This window comes from Paenibacillus mobilis (assembly GCF_058267595.1).
Window position 1 is genome coordinate 102,570 of sequence record NZ_JBZCMS010000009.1, and the last position, 16,169, is coordinate 118,738.

Annotated in this window: 10 protein-coding genes; 1 reads left to right on the top strand and 9 read right to left on the bottom strand. The window is 54.1% G+C overall.

What is annotated here, in order from left to right:
- Positions 1–2: 2 nt before the first annotated feature.
- The 7 genes from AC3ZPD_RS16855 to AC3ZPD_RS16885 form a co-directional block, all read right to left on the bottom strand.
- Positions 3–3,407 (bottom strand): GH36-type glycosyl hydrolase domain-containing protein, encoded by a 3,405-nt coding sequence (locus tag AC3ZPD_RS16855; protein WP_490985452.1) that lies wholly within the window; start codon positions 3,405–3,407, stop codon positions 3–5.
- Positions 3,408–3,471: 64 nt separating this feature from the next.
- Complete coding sequence (gene bglX, locus AC3ZPD_RS16860; RefSeq protein WP_490985453.1) at positions 3,472–5,637, bottom strand: beta-glucosidase BglX; 2,166 nt, start codon at positions 5,635–5,637, stop codon at positions 3,472–3,474.
- A 317-nt stretch (positions 5,638–5,954) separates the two neighbouring features.
- Complete coding sequence (locus AC3ZPD_RS16865; RefSeq protein ID WP_490985454.1) at positions 5,955–6,374, bottom strand: hypothetical protein; 420 nt, start codon at positions 6,372–6,374, stop codon at positions 5,955–5,957.
- Between the two features lie 60 nt (positions 6,375–6,434).
- Positions 6,435–7,424 carry a LacI family DNA-binding transcriptional regulator gene (locus AC3ZPD_RS16870; protein ID WP_490985455.1) on the bottom strand — a complete coding sequence of 330 codons (990 nt, stop codon included), beginning with the start codon at positions 7,422–7,424 and terminating at the stop codon, positions 6,435–6,437.
- A 41-nt stretch (positions 7,425–7,465) separates the two neighbouring features.
- Complete coding sequence (locus AC3ZPD_RS16875; protein ID WP_068696991.1) at positions 7,466–8,284, bottom strand: carbohydrate ABC transporter permease; 819 nt, start codon at positions 8,282–8,284, stop codon at positions 7,466–7,468.
- 17 nt (positions 8,285–8,301) lie between these two features.
- Entirely contained in the window at positions 8,302–9,201 is a 900-nt protein-coding gene (locus tag AC3ZPD_RS16880; protein ID WP_490985541.1) for a carbohydrate ABC transporter permease, read from the bottom strand.
- A gap of 131 nt (positions 9,202–9,332) precedes the next feature.
- Entirely contained in the window at positions 9,333–10,574 is a 1,242-nt protein-coding gene (locus AC3ZPD_RS16885; protein WP_490985456.1) for a sugar ABC transporter substrate-binding protein, read from the bottom strand.
- Positions 10,575–10,996: 422 nt separating this feature from the next.
- Between AC3ZPD_RS16885 and AC3ZPD_RS16890 the strand changes: the two genes are divergently transcribed.
- On the top strand, positions 10,997–11,920 hold the full coding sequence (locus AC3ZPD_RS16890) for an AEC family transporter (RefSeq protein WP_490985457.1): 924 nt from the start codon (positions 10,997–10,999) through the stop codon (positions 11,918–11,920).
- A 98-nt stretch (positions 11,921–12,018) separates the two neighbouring features.
- Here AC3ZPD_RS16890 and AC3ZPD_RS16895 read toward each other — a convergent pair whose 3' ends face one another.
- Together AC3ZPD_RS16895 and AC3ZPD_RS16900 are read right to left on the bottom strand one after the other, a co-directional pair.
- Positions 12,019–13,701: an extracellular solute-binding protein gene (locus tag AC3ZPD_RS16895; protein ID WP_490985458.1), complete on the bottom strand. Its 1,683-nt coding sequence runs from the start codon at positions 13,699–13,701 to the stop codon at positions 12,019–12,021.
- A gap of 64 nt (positions 13,702–13,765) precedes the next feature.
- Positions 13,766–16,108, bottom strand: a complete 2,343-nt coding sequence (locus AC3ZPD_RS16900; RefSeq protein WP_490985459.1) for a helix-turn-helix domain-containing protein — start codon at positions 16,106–16,108, stop codon at positions 13,766–13,768.
- Positions 16,109–16,169: the final 61 nt, after the last annotated feature.

Genomic DNA, 16,169 nt, shown 5'->3' on the forward strand with positions numbered 1-16,169 from the left:
GTTTACATTTGAATCTCTACAACCGTACGGCCGCCGCCGGAAGGAATCCGGCAGCGGTCAAATTCCTCCGCTTTCACCCGCAAACCTCCGGTCCGGTAGGGGTTCGAAATCCGCTCGCCGGCAATTTCCTGACCATTGACCGTCACGCGGCTGACCGCGCCTTCCCGAATCCGGTAAACAAAGGTCACCGGTGCGCCCCCGTATTCGAAGTCGAACGAAACGCCGTCCAGCTCGGCGGGTAGTACCGGATCGACGATCAGGTCCCCGCCTTCCTCACGGATGCCCAGCACTCTGGAGATCAGCTGGTTCATGTAGATGCCGGGGCCGCTGGAATAAATGCGCCAGCCTCCTTTGACCTGTGCTTTGCCTTCCCGCAGCTCGCCAAAACGTTCCTGAGCCTCGTATCGGGTTTTGAAATCCCCGTCGGAGCTGCTGAAATAAGCGTTGCTTTGGCGAAGCGCCGCATTCGGCACCACTTCCCGGATCCCGATCGGGTTGATGGCGGCAAGGCCGTTCCAGGCCTGCTCCGGCTGGCCGATCTTCGCCATCGCTTCCACGTAGCGGATATGCGCATGCACGTACTGCAGGCCGATTTCCCGGCCGAAGTTGGCCGCCTGCTCGGCACGTTTAAAATGCACGCTGACCCCGCCGACATATTGGGCCGGCCGGTTCATCAGCCGCACGCCGTCCGGGCACAGCAGCTTTTCCTGAATAAGTTCGTAATGGGCTTTCATCTGCTGCGGCGTCAGCAGCTCGCTGATCATGCTCCGGGTCATCGGAAGCAGCCGGTATTGGATGCCGGTTTCCTCATCCGTAGGATGAAGCATCAGCTGGGCTTCTTCGGGGTTCTCAAAATACAGGAAACCCGGGATAACCTCGGTGCCCAGCATATATTGGTTGAAATCGCGCCGGATTCCGCCCGCCAGCTCCTTCAGTTCGGCGGACCACTGCGGATCCGTCTCCTCCAGCACCTTGGACAGCTGGGTTACGGCCTGATAAGTAAGCGCCACCGTCCAGCTGCTGACCATGTACTGCTTGAGCTGCGCGTTAGCCGGCTGCAGCGTGTCGTCCCAGTCGCCGTCCCCGTAGGAAGAGAGATACGTGTCATGCAGGAAATGCTCCCGGATGTACCCGATCTCCTTTTTCACATGTTCGCGGACCGAAGCGCCCGTCTCCGTAAAGTCGAAGCTGTGCTTGCGCGTATAAGGAACCCGTTCGTCCAGCAGCGCAAAATCGCCGGTGGCCGTCAAATAATCGCCGATGACCTTCAGCGGCCAAACGATAATATCGCCATGGCTTTCTTCCTGCTGGATATTGGCGTACCCGTCAAACATGAACCACTGCGGCCAATTGCCGTCGTCTTCATATTGATGGGAGAACACGGTCTTCAAAATATCGCGGACCTGCCCGTAATGATGGGTGGCCATAAAATATTCCACCGGTCCCTGGCAGACGTCCCTCGTTCCCCAGGCGGCACCGCCGTATTGCTCCAGCCCGTGCGGAACGGAATAATGCACGAGCATGTTGTGCGTATACCACCACGCAAGCGCGTTAACCTTAAACAATCCTTCTTCCCGTCCGGAAGCGCCCTTCAGCAGGAAGCCGTTCATGACCTCGGCGAAGAACTCCCGGTATTTGCGGATTTCCTCTTCCGCCGGACGATCCGTCACCGGCATTTCTCCGCCATTTAGCAGCCCCTGCAGGGTAAGCGTCCATTCCGCAGACGGTTCCAGCTCCTGCACGACCAGCGAAGCGCTGCCTGTTTCCGCGCCTTCGGTCAACACCCGCTCATCGCCCAGACGGTATGCGGCTCCGGCCAGGCTCATCCGGTACTGCAGCTGCGGATAAACGCCTGCGCTTAGGGAACCTGCGTCTGCACGGAAGATCAGCATGCCGGAATCGCCAGCCTGCTCCATTACAAACGGAACTTCATATTCATTGACGTTCATCGTGATTTGGCTGCTGATCAAGAAGCGGTACGCTGCGCCGCTTGCGGAACGAACGTGCAGGCGCACCTCCGGAGAATCTACGGTCGTGTAGTTCGTGACGATAAACGTCTCGGAAGCCGTTTTATAATACCAGCGCGTATAGTTGAAGCCCATTTCAAACAGCGAAGGCATGGCGAGCAAGCGATATTCCCCGTCCAATTCGGCGTATAGCCGCTGGCCGGACGTTTTCTGCACATTTAAGGCATTCCGCGCGTTGCTCATCATTTTGTTGAAATTCGTATTCCCCACAACGACCTGGGAGTTAAAAATGCCGTACATATACGACGTGGTCGTCATGACCTCCGGATTCATCCGCGCGTTGTCTCCGCTCATCAGAATGTGCCCGTGCGGCCGTTCTACGCGCAGCTCCTTCTCCTTCAGGACCACATGCTCATAAGTGTCCGTGAAAAAAGCTAACAGCTGCCCGTTTTCAAACTCCTCCTGTTTCCGTACCGGGAACAGAAGGTCCAGCTCCTCCGGCAGCATGGAGAGGGTTTGCAGCGGTGCTCCGATAGCCGCCATCGTTCCCGGCGGATTCGAAGACAAACCGGGCGGCGCCGGCTCACCCCCGAAAAGAGCCGGCGCGTCTTGTTCCGCTTCCTCCCAGGCTTGCCGGATGGTATCTGTAAGTTCAAGCCCGGTAATCGCGGAGGGATGGTCATCCTTAAACAATCCGTAGAACACGTAGCGGGCTTGGCCGTTCAATACGCTGCGGGCGGATTGCAATGCCGTATAAGCAAATTCATACTGGTAAATTTCGTTGGCCAGGCTGGTTTGGTACAGGCTCTCCGGGCGGCCCGTTTCTTTATAGGACAAACCGAAGAACTGGAAGCCGTCGGTAGAGAAACCGGTCGCCCCGGTCAACGATCCCTGCTGCAGGTAAGGGAATAAACCGCCCTGCGGCTGGTTCTGACGGGAACAAACGGCATAACTGCCGGCCTCGTCCTTAAACACGGCGTGATCGATGTATTGGGACATGTATGCTTCATTGCTGCGCACCGCGCCCGGATGGGCCAGGCCGACGTCTTGGCCGTAAATGACGTCCACCTCGGTGCCGCTGCCTTGAAGCCGGACGTCCCAGAACCAGACCCCATGATCGGTCAGCGTAAAAACAACCTCATATCCCACTCCTTCGGCTCCCGCCGCAGGGTGCTCAATCCGGCCGGACCAGACCAGCCGATCCCCAAGACGGCGGAAACGGCTGGCCGACCGGCTGCCAAGCAGCGGGTAAGCTTCGATGCCGTCCCGGGAGTGAATTCTAAGGAACAGGTTTCCGGCCGCCCCGTCCACCGGGTTGCCCGTCAGCTGGTTGATCAGGAAGTCCCCGCCGGCTGCCTGGCGGAGGTCTCCGCTGGCCAGGAAATCAAATTGAAGTCCGCCCTTGCGGAGAGACAGCTTGGATTCCGTTACAGTTGTCATCTTTCTCACGTCCTTTTCTCTCTCTTTCGGCCTAAGCCTTTTGTTTATCGGTCCTATCTATCAGTTAAACTAGACGGAAATCGGCCTCCTGCACGTCCCAGCTGCTGCCGCCGATCATCAGCTTGAAAGCGCCCGGATCGCTGCCAAAGGACAAGTTGCTATGATAATAGCGAAGCATGGCTTCGTTAATTTCAAAGTTTATTTTGCGGCTTTCGCCCGGAGCCAGCTCAACCCGGCGGAAGGCTTTCAACTCCTTCAGCGGACGGACGACTTCGCCCGCCATATCGCGGATATAGAGCTGCACGATTTCCGTACCGGACGTGCTGCCCGTGTTGGTGACCGTTACGGACACCTGCAGCAGCTGCTCCGCCGTTAACGTCGCCGAAGTCAGCTCCGGCTGTCCGTAGGCAAAAGTCGTATAGCTCAGCCCGTAGCCGAACGGCAGCAAAGGTTCATTCGGAACGTCCAGGTACTGCGAGACGTAGCGGACCTGCACATCCGGCGCGCCCTGCGGGCGGCCGGTATTAAAAGGGTTGTAATAGACCGGAATCTGACCGGCCGAATAAGGGAACGACATCGTCAGCTTCCCGGACGGGTTCACGTCGCCGTAGAGCAGGTCGGCAATCGCCAGACCGCCTTCGCTGCCCGGGAACCAGGCCTCCAGCACGGCGTCCGCTTCGTCCAGGACGCCGCTCAAGTCCAGCGGGCGGCCGTTAAACAGCACGACCGCCAGCGGTTTGCCGAGCTGCTTCATGCGCCGCAGCAGCTCCAGCTGTGCCTGCGGCAGCCGGATATCGGCCCGGCTGCCGGCCTCGCCGCTCATCTCGGACGCCTCGCCGAGCGCGAGCACGATCACGTCCGCCGCCTCCGCAGCGGCGGCGGCTTCCTGCGCCAGCGCTTCCTCAAACGTGTCGATGCCGCAGCCTGCGGCAACCGTCACGTTCGAAGCTTCAGCGCTGGCTGCCTGCATGGCGGCGCCAAGCCGCGCCGCCGTCTCCTGCGATCCGGTCCAGGACCACGGACCGAGAATGTCGCCGCTGTCGGCAAACGGCCCGATCAGCGCCACACGCTGCTGCCGGGCCAGCGGCAGCACGCCGGCATTCTTCAGCAGCACGCACGATTCCGCCGCCAGCTCCCGGGAGACGGCGCGGTGCTCGCTGCTGTACACGACGGTCCGCTCCAGCTCCGGATCCGCCCCGCGCATCGGCTGTTCAAACAAACCCAGCTTCTCTTTCAGCTCCAGGATCCGCAGCACCGCTTCATCGATCAGCTTCTCTTCGATGACCCCCTCCGCAACCAGCTCGGGGAGGTGGTGCACATAACAGGAGGTCATCATTTCGATGTCGACCCCGGCCTGCAGCGCTTTCAGCGCCGCTTCACGTTCATCCTCCGCCACGCCGTGCGGAATCAGCTCTTTGACCGCTCCCCAATCCGAGATCAGCACGCCGTCAAATCCCCACTCCTCGCGGAGCAGCTTGCGCATCAGCTTGCGGTTGCCGGTGGCGGGAATGCCGTCCAGCGTGTTGAAGGAAGTCATCACCATTTCGGCTCCCGCCTCCAGCGCCGCCTTATAGCCCGGCAAATAGGATTCGCGCAGCTTCAGCTCGGACAAATCGACCGTGTTGTAATCCCGGCCGCCTTCTGCCAGGCCGTATGCGGCAAAATGTTTTACGCAAGCCGCCACGCGGTTCCGTTCGTTCCGCAAATCGTCGCCTTGAAAGCCGCGGACAAAAGCTTGGGCGAACAGCGAGTTCAGGTACGGATCTTCCCCTGTCGACTCCATTACGCGTCCCCATCTCGGGTCACGGACCAAATCGACCATCGGGGCAAACGTTACGTGGATGCCTGACACGGCCGCTTCTCTGGCCGCGATTTCCGCGCTTTTCTCCGCAAGCTCCAGATCCCAGGAGCAGCCGATGGCAAGCGGCACGGGAAAAATCGTCTTGAACCCGTGCACGATATCCGCCATGATCAGCAGCGGAATGCCAAGCCGGTTGTTCTCCAGATGCGCCTGCTGCACCGCCAGAACCTCGTCTGCTCCGGCCAGGCCAAGCACGGATCCGGCGTTATCGATCTGCTCCTCCGTAATGCCGAGGCTTTTCATCGGTCCGGTGATCTGGCCGCCGTCCTTGGCTCCCTTAAAAAAAGGAACCGCCAGCTGCAGCAGCTGGGCAACCTTCTCTTCCAGCGTCATTTTGTTTAAATACTCCGTAACGAGCCAGTTGGTCATCTGTACCTCTCCTCCTATTTTCGAATCGTTTCTATTTAAATAAATCAAGTAAAATTCTGTATATTTAATCATTTTAAATGTCCATAAATCGAAACGTTTCAAATGATTGGCAAAAAAATTTCTAAAAACATATGCTCCCCTTGCCGGGTCATGATCTCCAAGCGGGACCGATCCGAGGCCACAGGCTATAAAAAGATCCCTTAACGAAACAAACGGACGGCCCATAAGCCTTCAGGCCTGCATTCAAACCTGCCTTTTGGAACTTTCATGCCTTCGCCTGCTTACTTGCCAGCCCGCTTGCCTGCTTGCCTCCGGGTTTACCGGCACGGCAGCCACTCCATCATCCGGCGGGCCTGACGGTCCCAATATCCCCATTCATGTTCGCCCGGGCTTTCCTCATAAGTCACCTTCAGGCCTGCCCGCTCAGCATGACGGAGGAAGATCCTGTTGCCTTCGTAGAGAAAATCCTCCGTCCCGCAGCATTGATAGAGCCTGGGCATACGTCCAGATTCCGCCGCCTTCGGAAGAAGGGCCAGCAAATCGTCGCCGCTGCCTTGCAGCTGCCCCGGATCACCGAAGATCCGCTCCGCCGCGACAGCGGAAACAAATAGGACACCAGCCCGGGGGGTTCTTCGCTCAAATAAGTAAAATAAGCGCCTCCCTGCTTCATATCCGTATAATAACTCCGGTCGGATACCAAGCGTTTCCGAGAACAGCGAGGTTTGAATAAACGGCATAACGGCGTCCACCTTGGCCTTTCAGTTTTACCTAATTCCCGCGCGTATGCAGTACTTCATTTATACCTGCTTCACCGAATTCCGCCGGATCAGCTCCACTTTCAGCTTGTAGGTTTCGTTGACTTCTTCGCCGTTCAACATTTGAAACAGCAGATGGCCGGCCAGCGAACCCGATTCATGCATCGGCTGGTGAATCGTCGTCAGGGCAGGGTGTACATATTCAGCAAGCTGAATATCGTCAAAGCCGATCACGGAAATTTCATCCGGAATCGAAACCCCGCCTTCCTCCAGCGCTTTCATGCCGCCGACGGCCATTTCGTCATTGGCGTAAAATACCGCCGTTGGCAGCTCGCCCTGCATCATCATCATTTTGGTCGCCTTATAGCCGCCTTCGCGGATAAAGCTGCCGCCCAGCCGCCACTTGGCTTTCTCCTCAAGCCCGGCTTCGCGCATCGCCCGCAGGAATCCCTGATAACGCAGCGCGTTGTCAAAGGAATTCGACGGGCCGCTGATATAAGCAATCTGCCGGTGACCCTTCTCGATCAAATGCCGGGTGGCGTCATAACCGCCTTGTTCCCCGTCGACCACAACGCTGATCAAACCTTCGCCGGTCGTTTTCCGGTCCATGACGACGATCGGAAAAGCGGCGCTCGCCGAGCTCAGCAAAATTTCATCCGTAATGTTATGGGCCAGCACGACGGCCCCGTCCACCCTTTTTTCCCGCAGGAATTTAACCGCCGTAGAGTCCTTGCCTCCCATGGAGCTGCAGGCAATCAGATCATAGCCGTTCGATAAAGCCACGTCCTGCACGCTGCGGATCAGCTCGGAATAATAAGGCCCGGACAAGTCGGTAAGAATCAGAGCAATCGTATTCGTACGGCTGCGCTTTAAATCCATGGCAAAACCGTTTTTCCGATAATTGAGCTGTCTTGCCGCCTCCAGCACCTTCTCGCGTGTCTTCGAGCTGACCTTGCTGTCGCCGCTCAAAGCGTATGAAGCGGTAGATAAAGCGACCCCCGCCAATTTTGCCACATCTTTAATCGTAGCCATCGTTCATCCAGTCCTTCCCAAGCCTTGCATAGTCTACTTATTTATTTCATCCCGGAAATCGTATATCCTTCAATAATGTGTTTCTGGAAGAAAGTAAAAATAATAATGATAGGAATTACCATAAAGGCTGCGCCCGCCATCTGCAGGCCAAACTCGGTGCCGTATTGCCCTTTCAGCAGCGAAAGCCCGACGGACAAGGTGTACAGTCTTTCATCGTTGGCAATAATGAGCGGCCACAGGAAGCTGTTCCAGGCCCCGATAAAGGTCAAAATCGCCTGAACCGCAAAAACCGGTTTCACGACCGGCAGAATCAGCCGGAAGAAAATGCGGAACTCCCCTGCCCCGTCCAGACGCGCCGCCTCCATCAAATCCGTCGGGATAGTCGCCATGAACTGGCGGAACAAAAAGATGCCGAAAGCGCCGACCAGTCCCGGCAGTACAATCCCCGCCATCGTGTTGACGAGTCCCATTTTATTGATGATCAAATACGTCGGAATCATGGTAACCTGGCCCGGAATCATCATGGTAGCCAGGATTAAATAGAAAAATCCGTTTTTCCCCGGAAATTCGAATTTCGCAAAAGCGTAGCCGGCAAGAGCGTTCAGCAGCAAGCCGACAAACGAACATATGACGATAATCAGCGTGTTTTTCAAATAAACCAGGAAATCCATTTCCGTAAACAGCCTGCTGTAGTTGTTCCAGGTCGGATGGTGCGGAATAATGGTCGGCGGAATCACCGTAAATTCATTCTCCGGCTTAAACGACGAGCCGAGCATCCAGATGAACGGAACCATCATCAGAATGCCGCCCAGGATCAGGAGCGTTATCATCACGCCTTTTTCAATCTTTTTGACGGCCATGCCGGTTCTCCCCCTTCTTAATACTCGACTTCTTTCTTTCTCACCGCAAACTGCACGATGGTGGCCAGAATAATGATGACGAACAGCACAAACGAACCCGAAGCCGCGTAACCGAAGTTGCTGAGCTTAAAGCCGTTATTGTAAATGAAGAGCGCCAGCGACATGGTCGCGTTCAGCGGTCCGCCTTTCGTCATGACGAACGGTTCCTCGAAGAACTGAATCCAGCCGATCAAAGTCGTAATCGTAACGAAGAAGGTCGCGAAGCTCAGCAGCGGAACCGTGATATAGCGGAGTTTCTTCCAGCCGGTAGCCCCGTCGATTTCGGCGGCTTCGTAATAGGAACGCGGAATTCCCTGCAGCGCGGCCAGGAAAATAATCATGTTCAGGCCGATGGCTTTCCAGAGAGCCAGCAGAATCAAGGAAAATTTGGCGAGCGTCGGATCTTGCAGCCACTGCTGGGCCGGAATGCCGAACCAGGAAAGCATGTAGTTAAACAAACCGTAAGAGCCGTTATACAGATAACCCCAAACCACGGCAACGGCTACGATATTCGTAATGGAAGGCATGTAATAAATGACGCGGAACGTTTTGAACAGCCAGCTTGTGCCGTAATTGAGCAGCAAAGCCACCGCCATGGCGCAAATGACTACCAGCGGCACCCCGACGATCACGTAAATGAACGTATTAAACAAAGATTTCAGGAACACGGGATCTTTAAAAATGTTGATATAATTGTCGAAGCCGACGCCGAGGATATTGGAATAATCGGCAAGTCCGATCAGGTCCATATTGGTAAAACTGATTACAAGCGCAATAATAATCGGAATGATCGAAAAAACGACCAGCAGCAAAACGGCCGGAGCAATAAACATATATGGATATTTATTTTTGTTCCACTGTTTCGCGAACTCCCTCATCATCTTCACCCCTTTGATGGTAATTCCAAAGAACGCCGCCATTTAGGCGGACCTAAATGCTAAAAGCATACAGCCGGGACCCGCCTTTCGGCGGAACCCCGGCGCAGCGTGAGCTTTCCACTTCTGAATGATTATTTCGCCAGAATTTCCTTGGCTTTGTCATTCAGCTTATCCATTTCGGTTTGCGTATCCGCGCCGCCGATGGTGATTTGCTCAAAGGAGGAGATCACCGACTGTGCAATGGTTTCCCACTCTTTGATTTGCGGAGCCGGACGGGAGGTCTCAAGCTGTTTGCCGAAAGCCGCGATCATTGGATCTTGGAAAGCCTGATCGTCCCAAGCCGTTTTGAGGGCTGGAAGAGAGTTGGACGTTTCGTAATATTTCAGCTGAGCTTCTTTATCCGACATGAAGGAAATAAATTTGGCTGCTTCGTCTTTATTTTTACTGTAGTTAAAGATTGAGAGATCAGCGCCGCCGATGGCGGATTGATTATTTTCCTTCGCTGGAAGCGTCGTTACTGTCCATTTTCCGTCAATTTCAGGGTCTTTGTCTTTAATGGTTTGAATCATCCAAGGACCGCTGATGAACATAGGGATCGTACCGTCTTTGAACGCTGCAACCGTGTCCAGATCCGTGCCTGAAGGCGTCAGCTTTTCGTCGTAGAAGCTTTTCAGGTAGTTGATCGCTTCCACATATTTCGGATCATTGAAATGCGGCTGCCCTTGGTCGTCGATAAAATCGATGCCGTTCTGCCAAGCGAAGATTGCCGCCGTAATCTGGTCTTTGCTGTCAATCGTGATGCCGTAATGGCCAGCGCCGCCTTGGGCTACCAATTTTTGCGAGGCATCCTTCAGCTCATCCCAGGTTTTAGGTCCTTCCGGATAACCTACACCTGCCAGCAGATCCGAACGGTAGAACAAAGCACGGGTCTCTACATACCAAGGGATACCTACGGTTTTACCATCATATTGGCCCGTTTGCACCGCGCCGTCATAGAAGTTTTCTGCTTTCAGGTTCGGATATTTTTCGATGTAAGGAGCCATATCGGCAAGCGCGCCCGCGGCCGCAAACTCGGGAACCCAGGTGGTCCCCATTTGTACAACGTCCGGTCCGTTTTGCGAAGCAACCGCTGTCAAAAGTTTGTCATGGGCGGAATCCCAAGGAATCGCCTGAACCTCAACCTTAACGCCCGGATTCTGTTCCTCGTACATTTTGGTAATCGGCGTTACCGTGTCGGAGGTTCCCATAAACCAAACCTTCAGCGTTTTGCTGCTTCCCGATCCGGAATTGGAGTTGTTCGAGCCGCAGCCTGCCAATACCAGCGAAAATGCCATCAGTGTAGCGAGCATGATGCCCCAAGTTTTCTTCTTCATCTTTCTTTCACCCCGTTTGTAGTTTTTACAGCTTAAAAACCATAAATGAAAGCACTTACTTCGAAACGTTTCGATTCATTTCGAAAAAAATTTCGCACTCGTTTCGAGCCGAATGAGTAAGCTTTTGGTGGCCGGAAGGCGTTATAAAGGGCTTATTTCGTCTAGTGCGACCGTTGTTCACGCTTCCAATAGGTCTCAGAGGTTTTATTTGAATGTTTATCGGAAATATGAACCGCTTTGCATTTTTTATAAATTCGAAACGTTTCAATACACACATTATAATCCGGCCTGATAGCGATTTCAAGCCTTATTTTCCATGAAAATCTTATTTTTATTCCCCCTGCAACACTCGGTTAACGTGTTATAATGACAAAGCATTGCTGCTTTGCCTTTATTCCTTTTGAAATGAGATGAATGACACCATGATTGCAGACATTTTGCTGCAGGTGGTCCTGCCTATTTTTGTGCTGATCGGGATCGGTTCCGTCATGCAGTACGTTTTTAGACTCGACCTTTATACTTTAACCAAAATCAATTTTTATTTCATTACTCCGGCTGCCGTATTTATCAACATGTATGAATCGGAAATGTCGCCTTCCCTTCTGGGCAGCGTCGCCTTATTCTACGCTTTATACGTCCTGGTGCTTTATTTGGCCGGAACCCTGGTCGGGCGCGGGCGCAAATTCAGCAGAGGCATGAGGGCCGCGTTTACGAACAGCCTGCTGCTGGATAACTCGGGAAACTACGGGCTCCCCGTCAACAATCTGGCTTTTAAAGGAGATCCGATGGCCGGATCGGTGCAGGCGTTGATCATGGCCTTTCAGAGCCTCTTGACCTTTACATACGGCGTGATTTCCATCCAGGGGGCCAAAAGCAACGGTTTGTACCGCGAAGCCATTAAAGGTTTTCTGAAAATGCCCGTGCCTTACGCGCTGGTGCTTGGCCTGCTCTGGCATTTGCTGGCTTTGCCGGTTCCGGATTTCATCTACCAGCCTCTGCTTTACGGGGATAAGTCGCTGGTCGCGATTGCCCTGCTGACGTTGGGTGCACAGATCGTCAAATATCCGCTGCGGCTTGAACGGATTGACGTTTATATCAGCGTTGTCCTGCGGCTGCTGTTTGCGCCGGCCGTAGGTTTTCTGCTAATTATGCTGCTCGGTCTAAAGGGCGTCCCTGCCCAGGCGTTGCTGATCGCCTCCGGAATGCCTGTCGGCGTCAACACTTCGATTCTTGCCGAAGAATACCAGAACGAACCCGATTTTGCCGCTCAAACCATTCTCGTTTCCACCATCTTTAACGTCCTTACGATCACCGTGCTGATTTCCTTGGCCGGTCACCTGGCTTGAACCCCGTTGATTCTTACGAAAAACAGAAAAGCACCCGGCTGTCCGGCACGGCGACTTGCGCCATTCGGAAATTCCGGGTGCTTTATTCAATTCGCGCCTCACTTCGAAGCGCCCACGCTCAATTGGGAAACAGCGGCACGGTAATTATCAAGCGCCTGCTGCTCGATGGCGATGGCCCGATGGATGTCGAGCAGCCGGATTTTTTCCACATATTCATCAAATGCGGATATCGGCTCCAAACCCATGATGATTTTTAACGACATCTCGTTGACGGCTTTGTTCACTTCCTCCATGATCGTAGACAGCTCGGTGCTCTCCTTCTCCGTAATCGGCAGCGTAGGCAGCGCGTGAAGCGCCGCATCCGTATCCGACCACAAGCGGATCGCCTCCCTCTGCTCCGGCAGGGAATAATACTGCTCCATATAACGGATATCCTGGACGAAAGGCCCGAAGTAACTCGCCCTCGTGTACATCGCCAGCGCCTGTGACGGGGCCAGCTTCTCCGGATTGTTTAAAATGATGTCCGTATAAGTCGGATAACCGTCCTTCATCACATAGCTGACCCCTTCAATCCCGAAATTAAAAAGCAGGTGGCCTTCCGTACCGTACCCGTAATCCAGCATTTTCACCGCTTCCTCCACATGTTTGCTTTTAGCGGAAATGGCTACGCTGCTGGAACCTACGGCCGGGGCCAGCTGTCCGAATTCAGGGCGTTCCCCCCGATGAAGCACAGGGTATGGCGCCGGAACAAGCTCGACGGACGGATCTTTATTTTTCATCACCGGAAGCCAGGTACCGATACCTGCCCCTGCGTTCCAGATCCCGGCCCCGCTGCGGCTGAGAATCATGTTTGTATCCTGGGTCTCCGTGTCTACCGCGGCAAAATTCCGGTCCAGCAGCCCCTCCGCATACCAATCCCGGAACAACGCCAGAAATTTTTTGTAGCCGGGTTCAATGGGTCCGAATTTGACTTTCCCGTCTTCCTGGTAAAATCCTTTTTTGACCCCGAACGCGCCAATAAATCCGCCGCCTTCAATGCCGAACAGCGGACTCGGAACGCCGAGGAAGGTCAGCGGGGCGTCCGCCCCCTTTTTCTCCTTAAAAGCCTTGAGCACCGTATGCCAATCGTCGATCGTTTCCGGCACCTTCAGCCCCAGCTCCTCCAGCCAATCCTTGCGGATAATCGGGCCCTGATAGGTTCGGAGCTGGACGTCTCCCTGGATGAACGGGAAAGCGTAATAACTTCCCCCCGCCGTCCGGATCTGCATATCGATATCGGGATGCTGCTCCAGATACCTTTTCAGATTGGGGGCGTCCTTGTCGATGTAATCATTCAGCCGCAAAATATAACCGTCATGAATAGCCTTTTCCGGGCCGCCCGGATAATTGATCCATTCATACTCCATCATGTCGGGCAAATCTCCCGAAGCGAACAAGACGTTAATCGCCTCTTTGGCCTGATTGGCCGGGGGCTGGATGAACGTCAGCCCTACCCCCGTTCTCCGCTGCCATTCCTGAAAGAAAGGCACCTGGTTAAAGGCCGTTTTGATCCCTGCTACGTTGCCGTTTAATTCCGCCCAATAGGTGAGTTTGTTTTCCGATTGGAGCGAATTCCCGCTTTGGTTCTGCCCATCCGTCAATACCGCCGTTAACTCCGGATTTGCCGGCTGCCAAGGTTCCCGTCCGAGATCGTAAGCCGCCGGCACGATAAAGATCATCAACAGTATGATGAGCGGTGCCCATCTTCCGACAGTCCGCATGCCGCTTCTTTTCTCCTTCATAGGCCCCCCCTGAAATATGAGCTTTCTTCTTCTTTTCTTCTTCTTTTCTTCTTCTTTTCTTCTTCTATACGATTTCCTTGTATTTCCCCGGCGTGATCCCTTCATATTTCTTAAAGACACGGATGAAGGTAGCCGGATCGTTATATCCGACCCTCCGTGAAATTTCGCTGACCGATTCCTGTTTGGCTTTCATCAGAAACTTCGCCTGCTCAATCCGGTATTTATGAAGGCTGTCCAAAATCCCCTCGCCGGTCTGGGTTTTAAAGAGCTTGGACAAGTAACTTCCCTTTAACTGAAAATGCTCCCCGATGGCGTTTACGTTCAGATTCATGTCCATGTAATTGTCCTGAATATATTGCTGGACTTGATCCATCAAGGTCCGCAGCGAATCCTCACGCTCGCGGGACACATGGGACAAACGTTTGGCCGAAGCGAAGCCGCACACCTCCTGCAAAAGCGCCTGCAGCTTCTGCTGCATTTCCCGGATGGTGCCGCAGGCCATAATCCCGTTGATCCAGCGCGGATTGTCGGCCAGCGTGCTGTCGTTGCCGTCCCCCAGCTCGTTGATCGCCTTGATCATCGTCCCGATGAGGTTAAACATCAGGCACCTCGCCATCGTCAGCGGCATCACGGGTTTATCCAGGTTTTTTTCGATGATTTCATTCATGTAGGAAGCGGACTGTTCCAGATCTCCCGCCTTGATGAAATTAATCAGCTGCTGCTCTACCTGGAGCGGATAATAATAACCGTAACCGCTCCCGTCTGAGCCATCGACCCGGATATTTTCATAGGCGATGATCCCCTTTTTCCCCAAAACCATCTTGTATTCCATAGCGTCCACCGCTTCCTGATATGCTTCTGAAATCCCGATCCAGGAGGAATGGCGGCCGCTGAGCGAGATGGTGATTTCCATGTCATACCGCTCCAGGAAACGCTGCGCTTCTGCGGCGATATGGTATAGCTCCTCCTCCCACGAAGAAGAATCCGCTTTCAAATTTACGAGGCAGACCATCATATCGTCCGTCTCCACCACGTATCCGGCATTCCCCTGCCGTTCCGCAAGCTCCTCCACGACGTTGGAAATGATCAGATGAACCAGCTTGCTCCGCTCGTTCATGTCGATCCCGGGCAAAACCTCGTACAGCTCTTCTTCGTTTTCAATCACGAACAAAATGACGGCAAACTCGGCGGACAGATACTTCATCTGAAAAGACCTGAACGCTTCTTCATAAGGAACCAGCGTGTCCGGCTTGCCTTTGAGCAGCCTGTTGATCATATTGGAACGCAGCACCTGCTGGTGTTTCCGGAGCTGCCGGTTGATTTCATCATTTTCGCTTCGGGTGCGGGTGACGACCTTCTGGATAAACCGGAATTCGTTCACTTCGGCAAAAGAGCGGTCGGTATTTTTATCCTTCAGCGACTCCACCAGCTGCTGGATCGGCGAATAGTTGCGGCGCATAAAAAACCAGGTCAACACGCCTGCGCCTATCAGGCTGACTAGAATGCTGACATACGTAAAATTGCGGACATACTCCGCTTTCTCCCAATAGATGCCGCTCGGAATGATCAGCGCGTATCTCAAATCCGAAACGGACGAATCGATCGAGAACAGCTCCGATTTTTCAGACTTCGACGGCTCAAACTGAAAGCGCTTACCATTTAAAAATGGCTCAAGCTCCTTGGAGCCGGGGTGATTGGACATCAGAATTTCGTTATCGGCATTTAAAATGAGCAGCGTGGACCCGCTGAAGCCCGAAATGCCCGCCACCGCTTCCTGAAACCGGCGGGTGTCGGACATGACCACGACGCTGCCGGTGCTGCGCCCGTACATATCCTTCGGCAGCTGCGTGATATAGGCGATGGCCGTTTTGGCCTCGGCGGCGGTAGCATGGGGCAGCACAACAAAGGAGTTATTCGGCGCCTTTAAAACGGTATTTTTCCATTCCTCGAATGAGAGCGCACCGGTGTGGTGGATCGTATAAAACGCGGTATTCAAGTCCCGGATATTGCCCGACCGGTACACCGAGCCGTCCCGGCTGGAGATGACGTAAAACTCATCAATTGACGCATACGACGTCTTGTAAAGCCGGAATTCATTGACCAGCTGGTAAGCGGAATAAGGCACTTCCTCGGCCGGCAAGCCGGAATACATCAGGTGCTGCAAATTCGAACTCCAGGTCATTTCCATATTCAGACGTTTCATCAGGTCGATTTGATTATCGATCGTGTACCTCATCTGCTTCAGCAGCGAGTCGTTGGCCCGGTGGATCTCGCTTTTGAGCGCATGGCTGGCCTCGGCATAAATAACGAGACTGATCGCAATGGGGACAAACAGCACCGCACTGTACGATAAGAGCCAAGTGACGATGATGCTATCCCGTTTCCGCCACAGATTTTGAATGTTCATCAAAAACCATCCCCATGCCCGAGTAGTTTATCTCGTTTGATTAGACATTCATTATACCTGA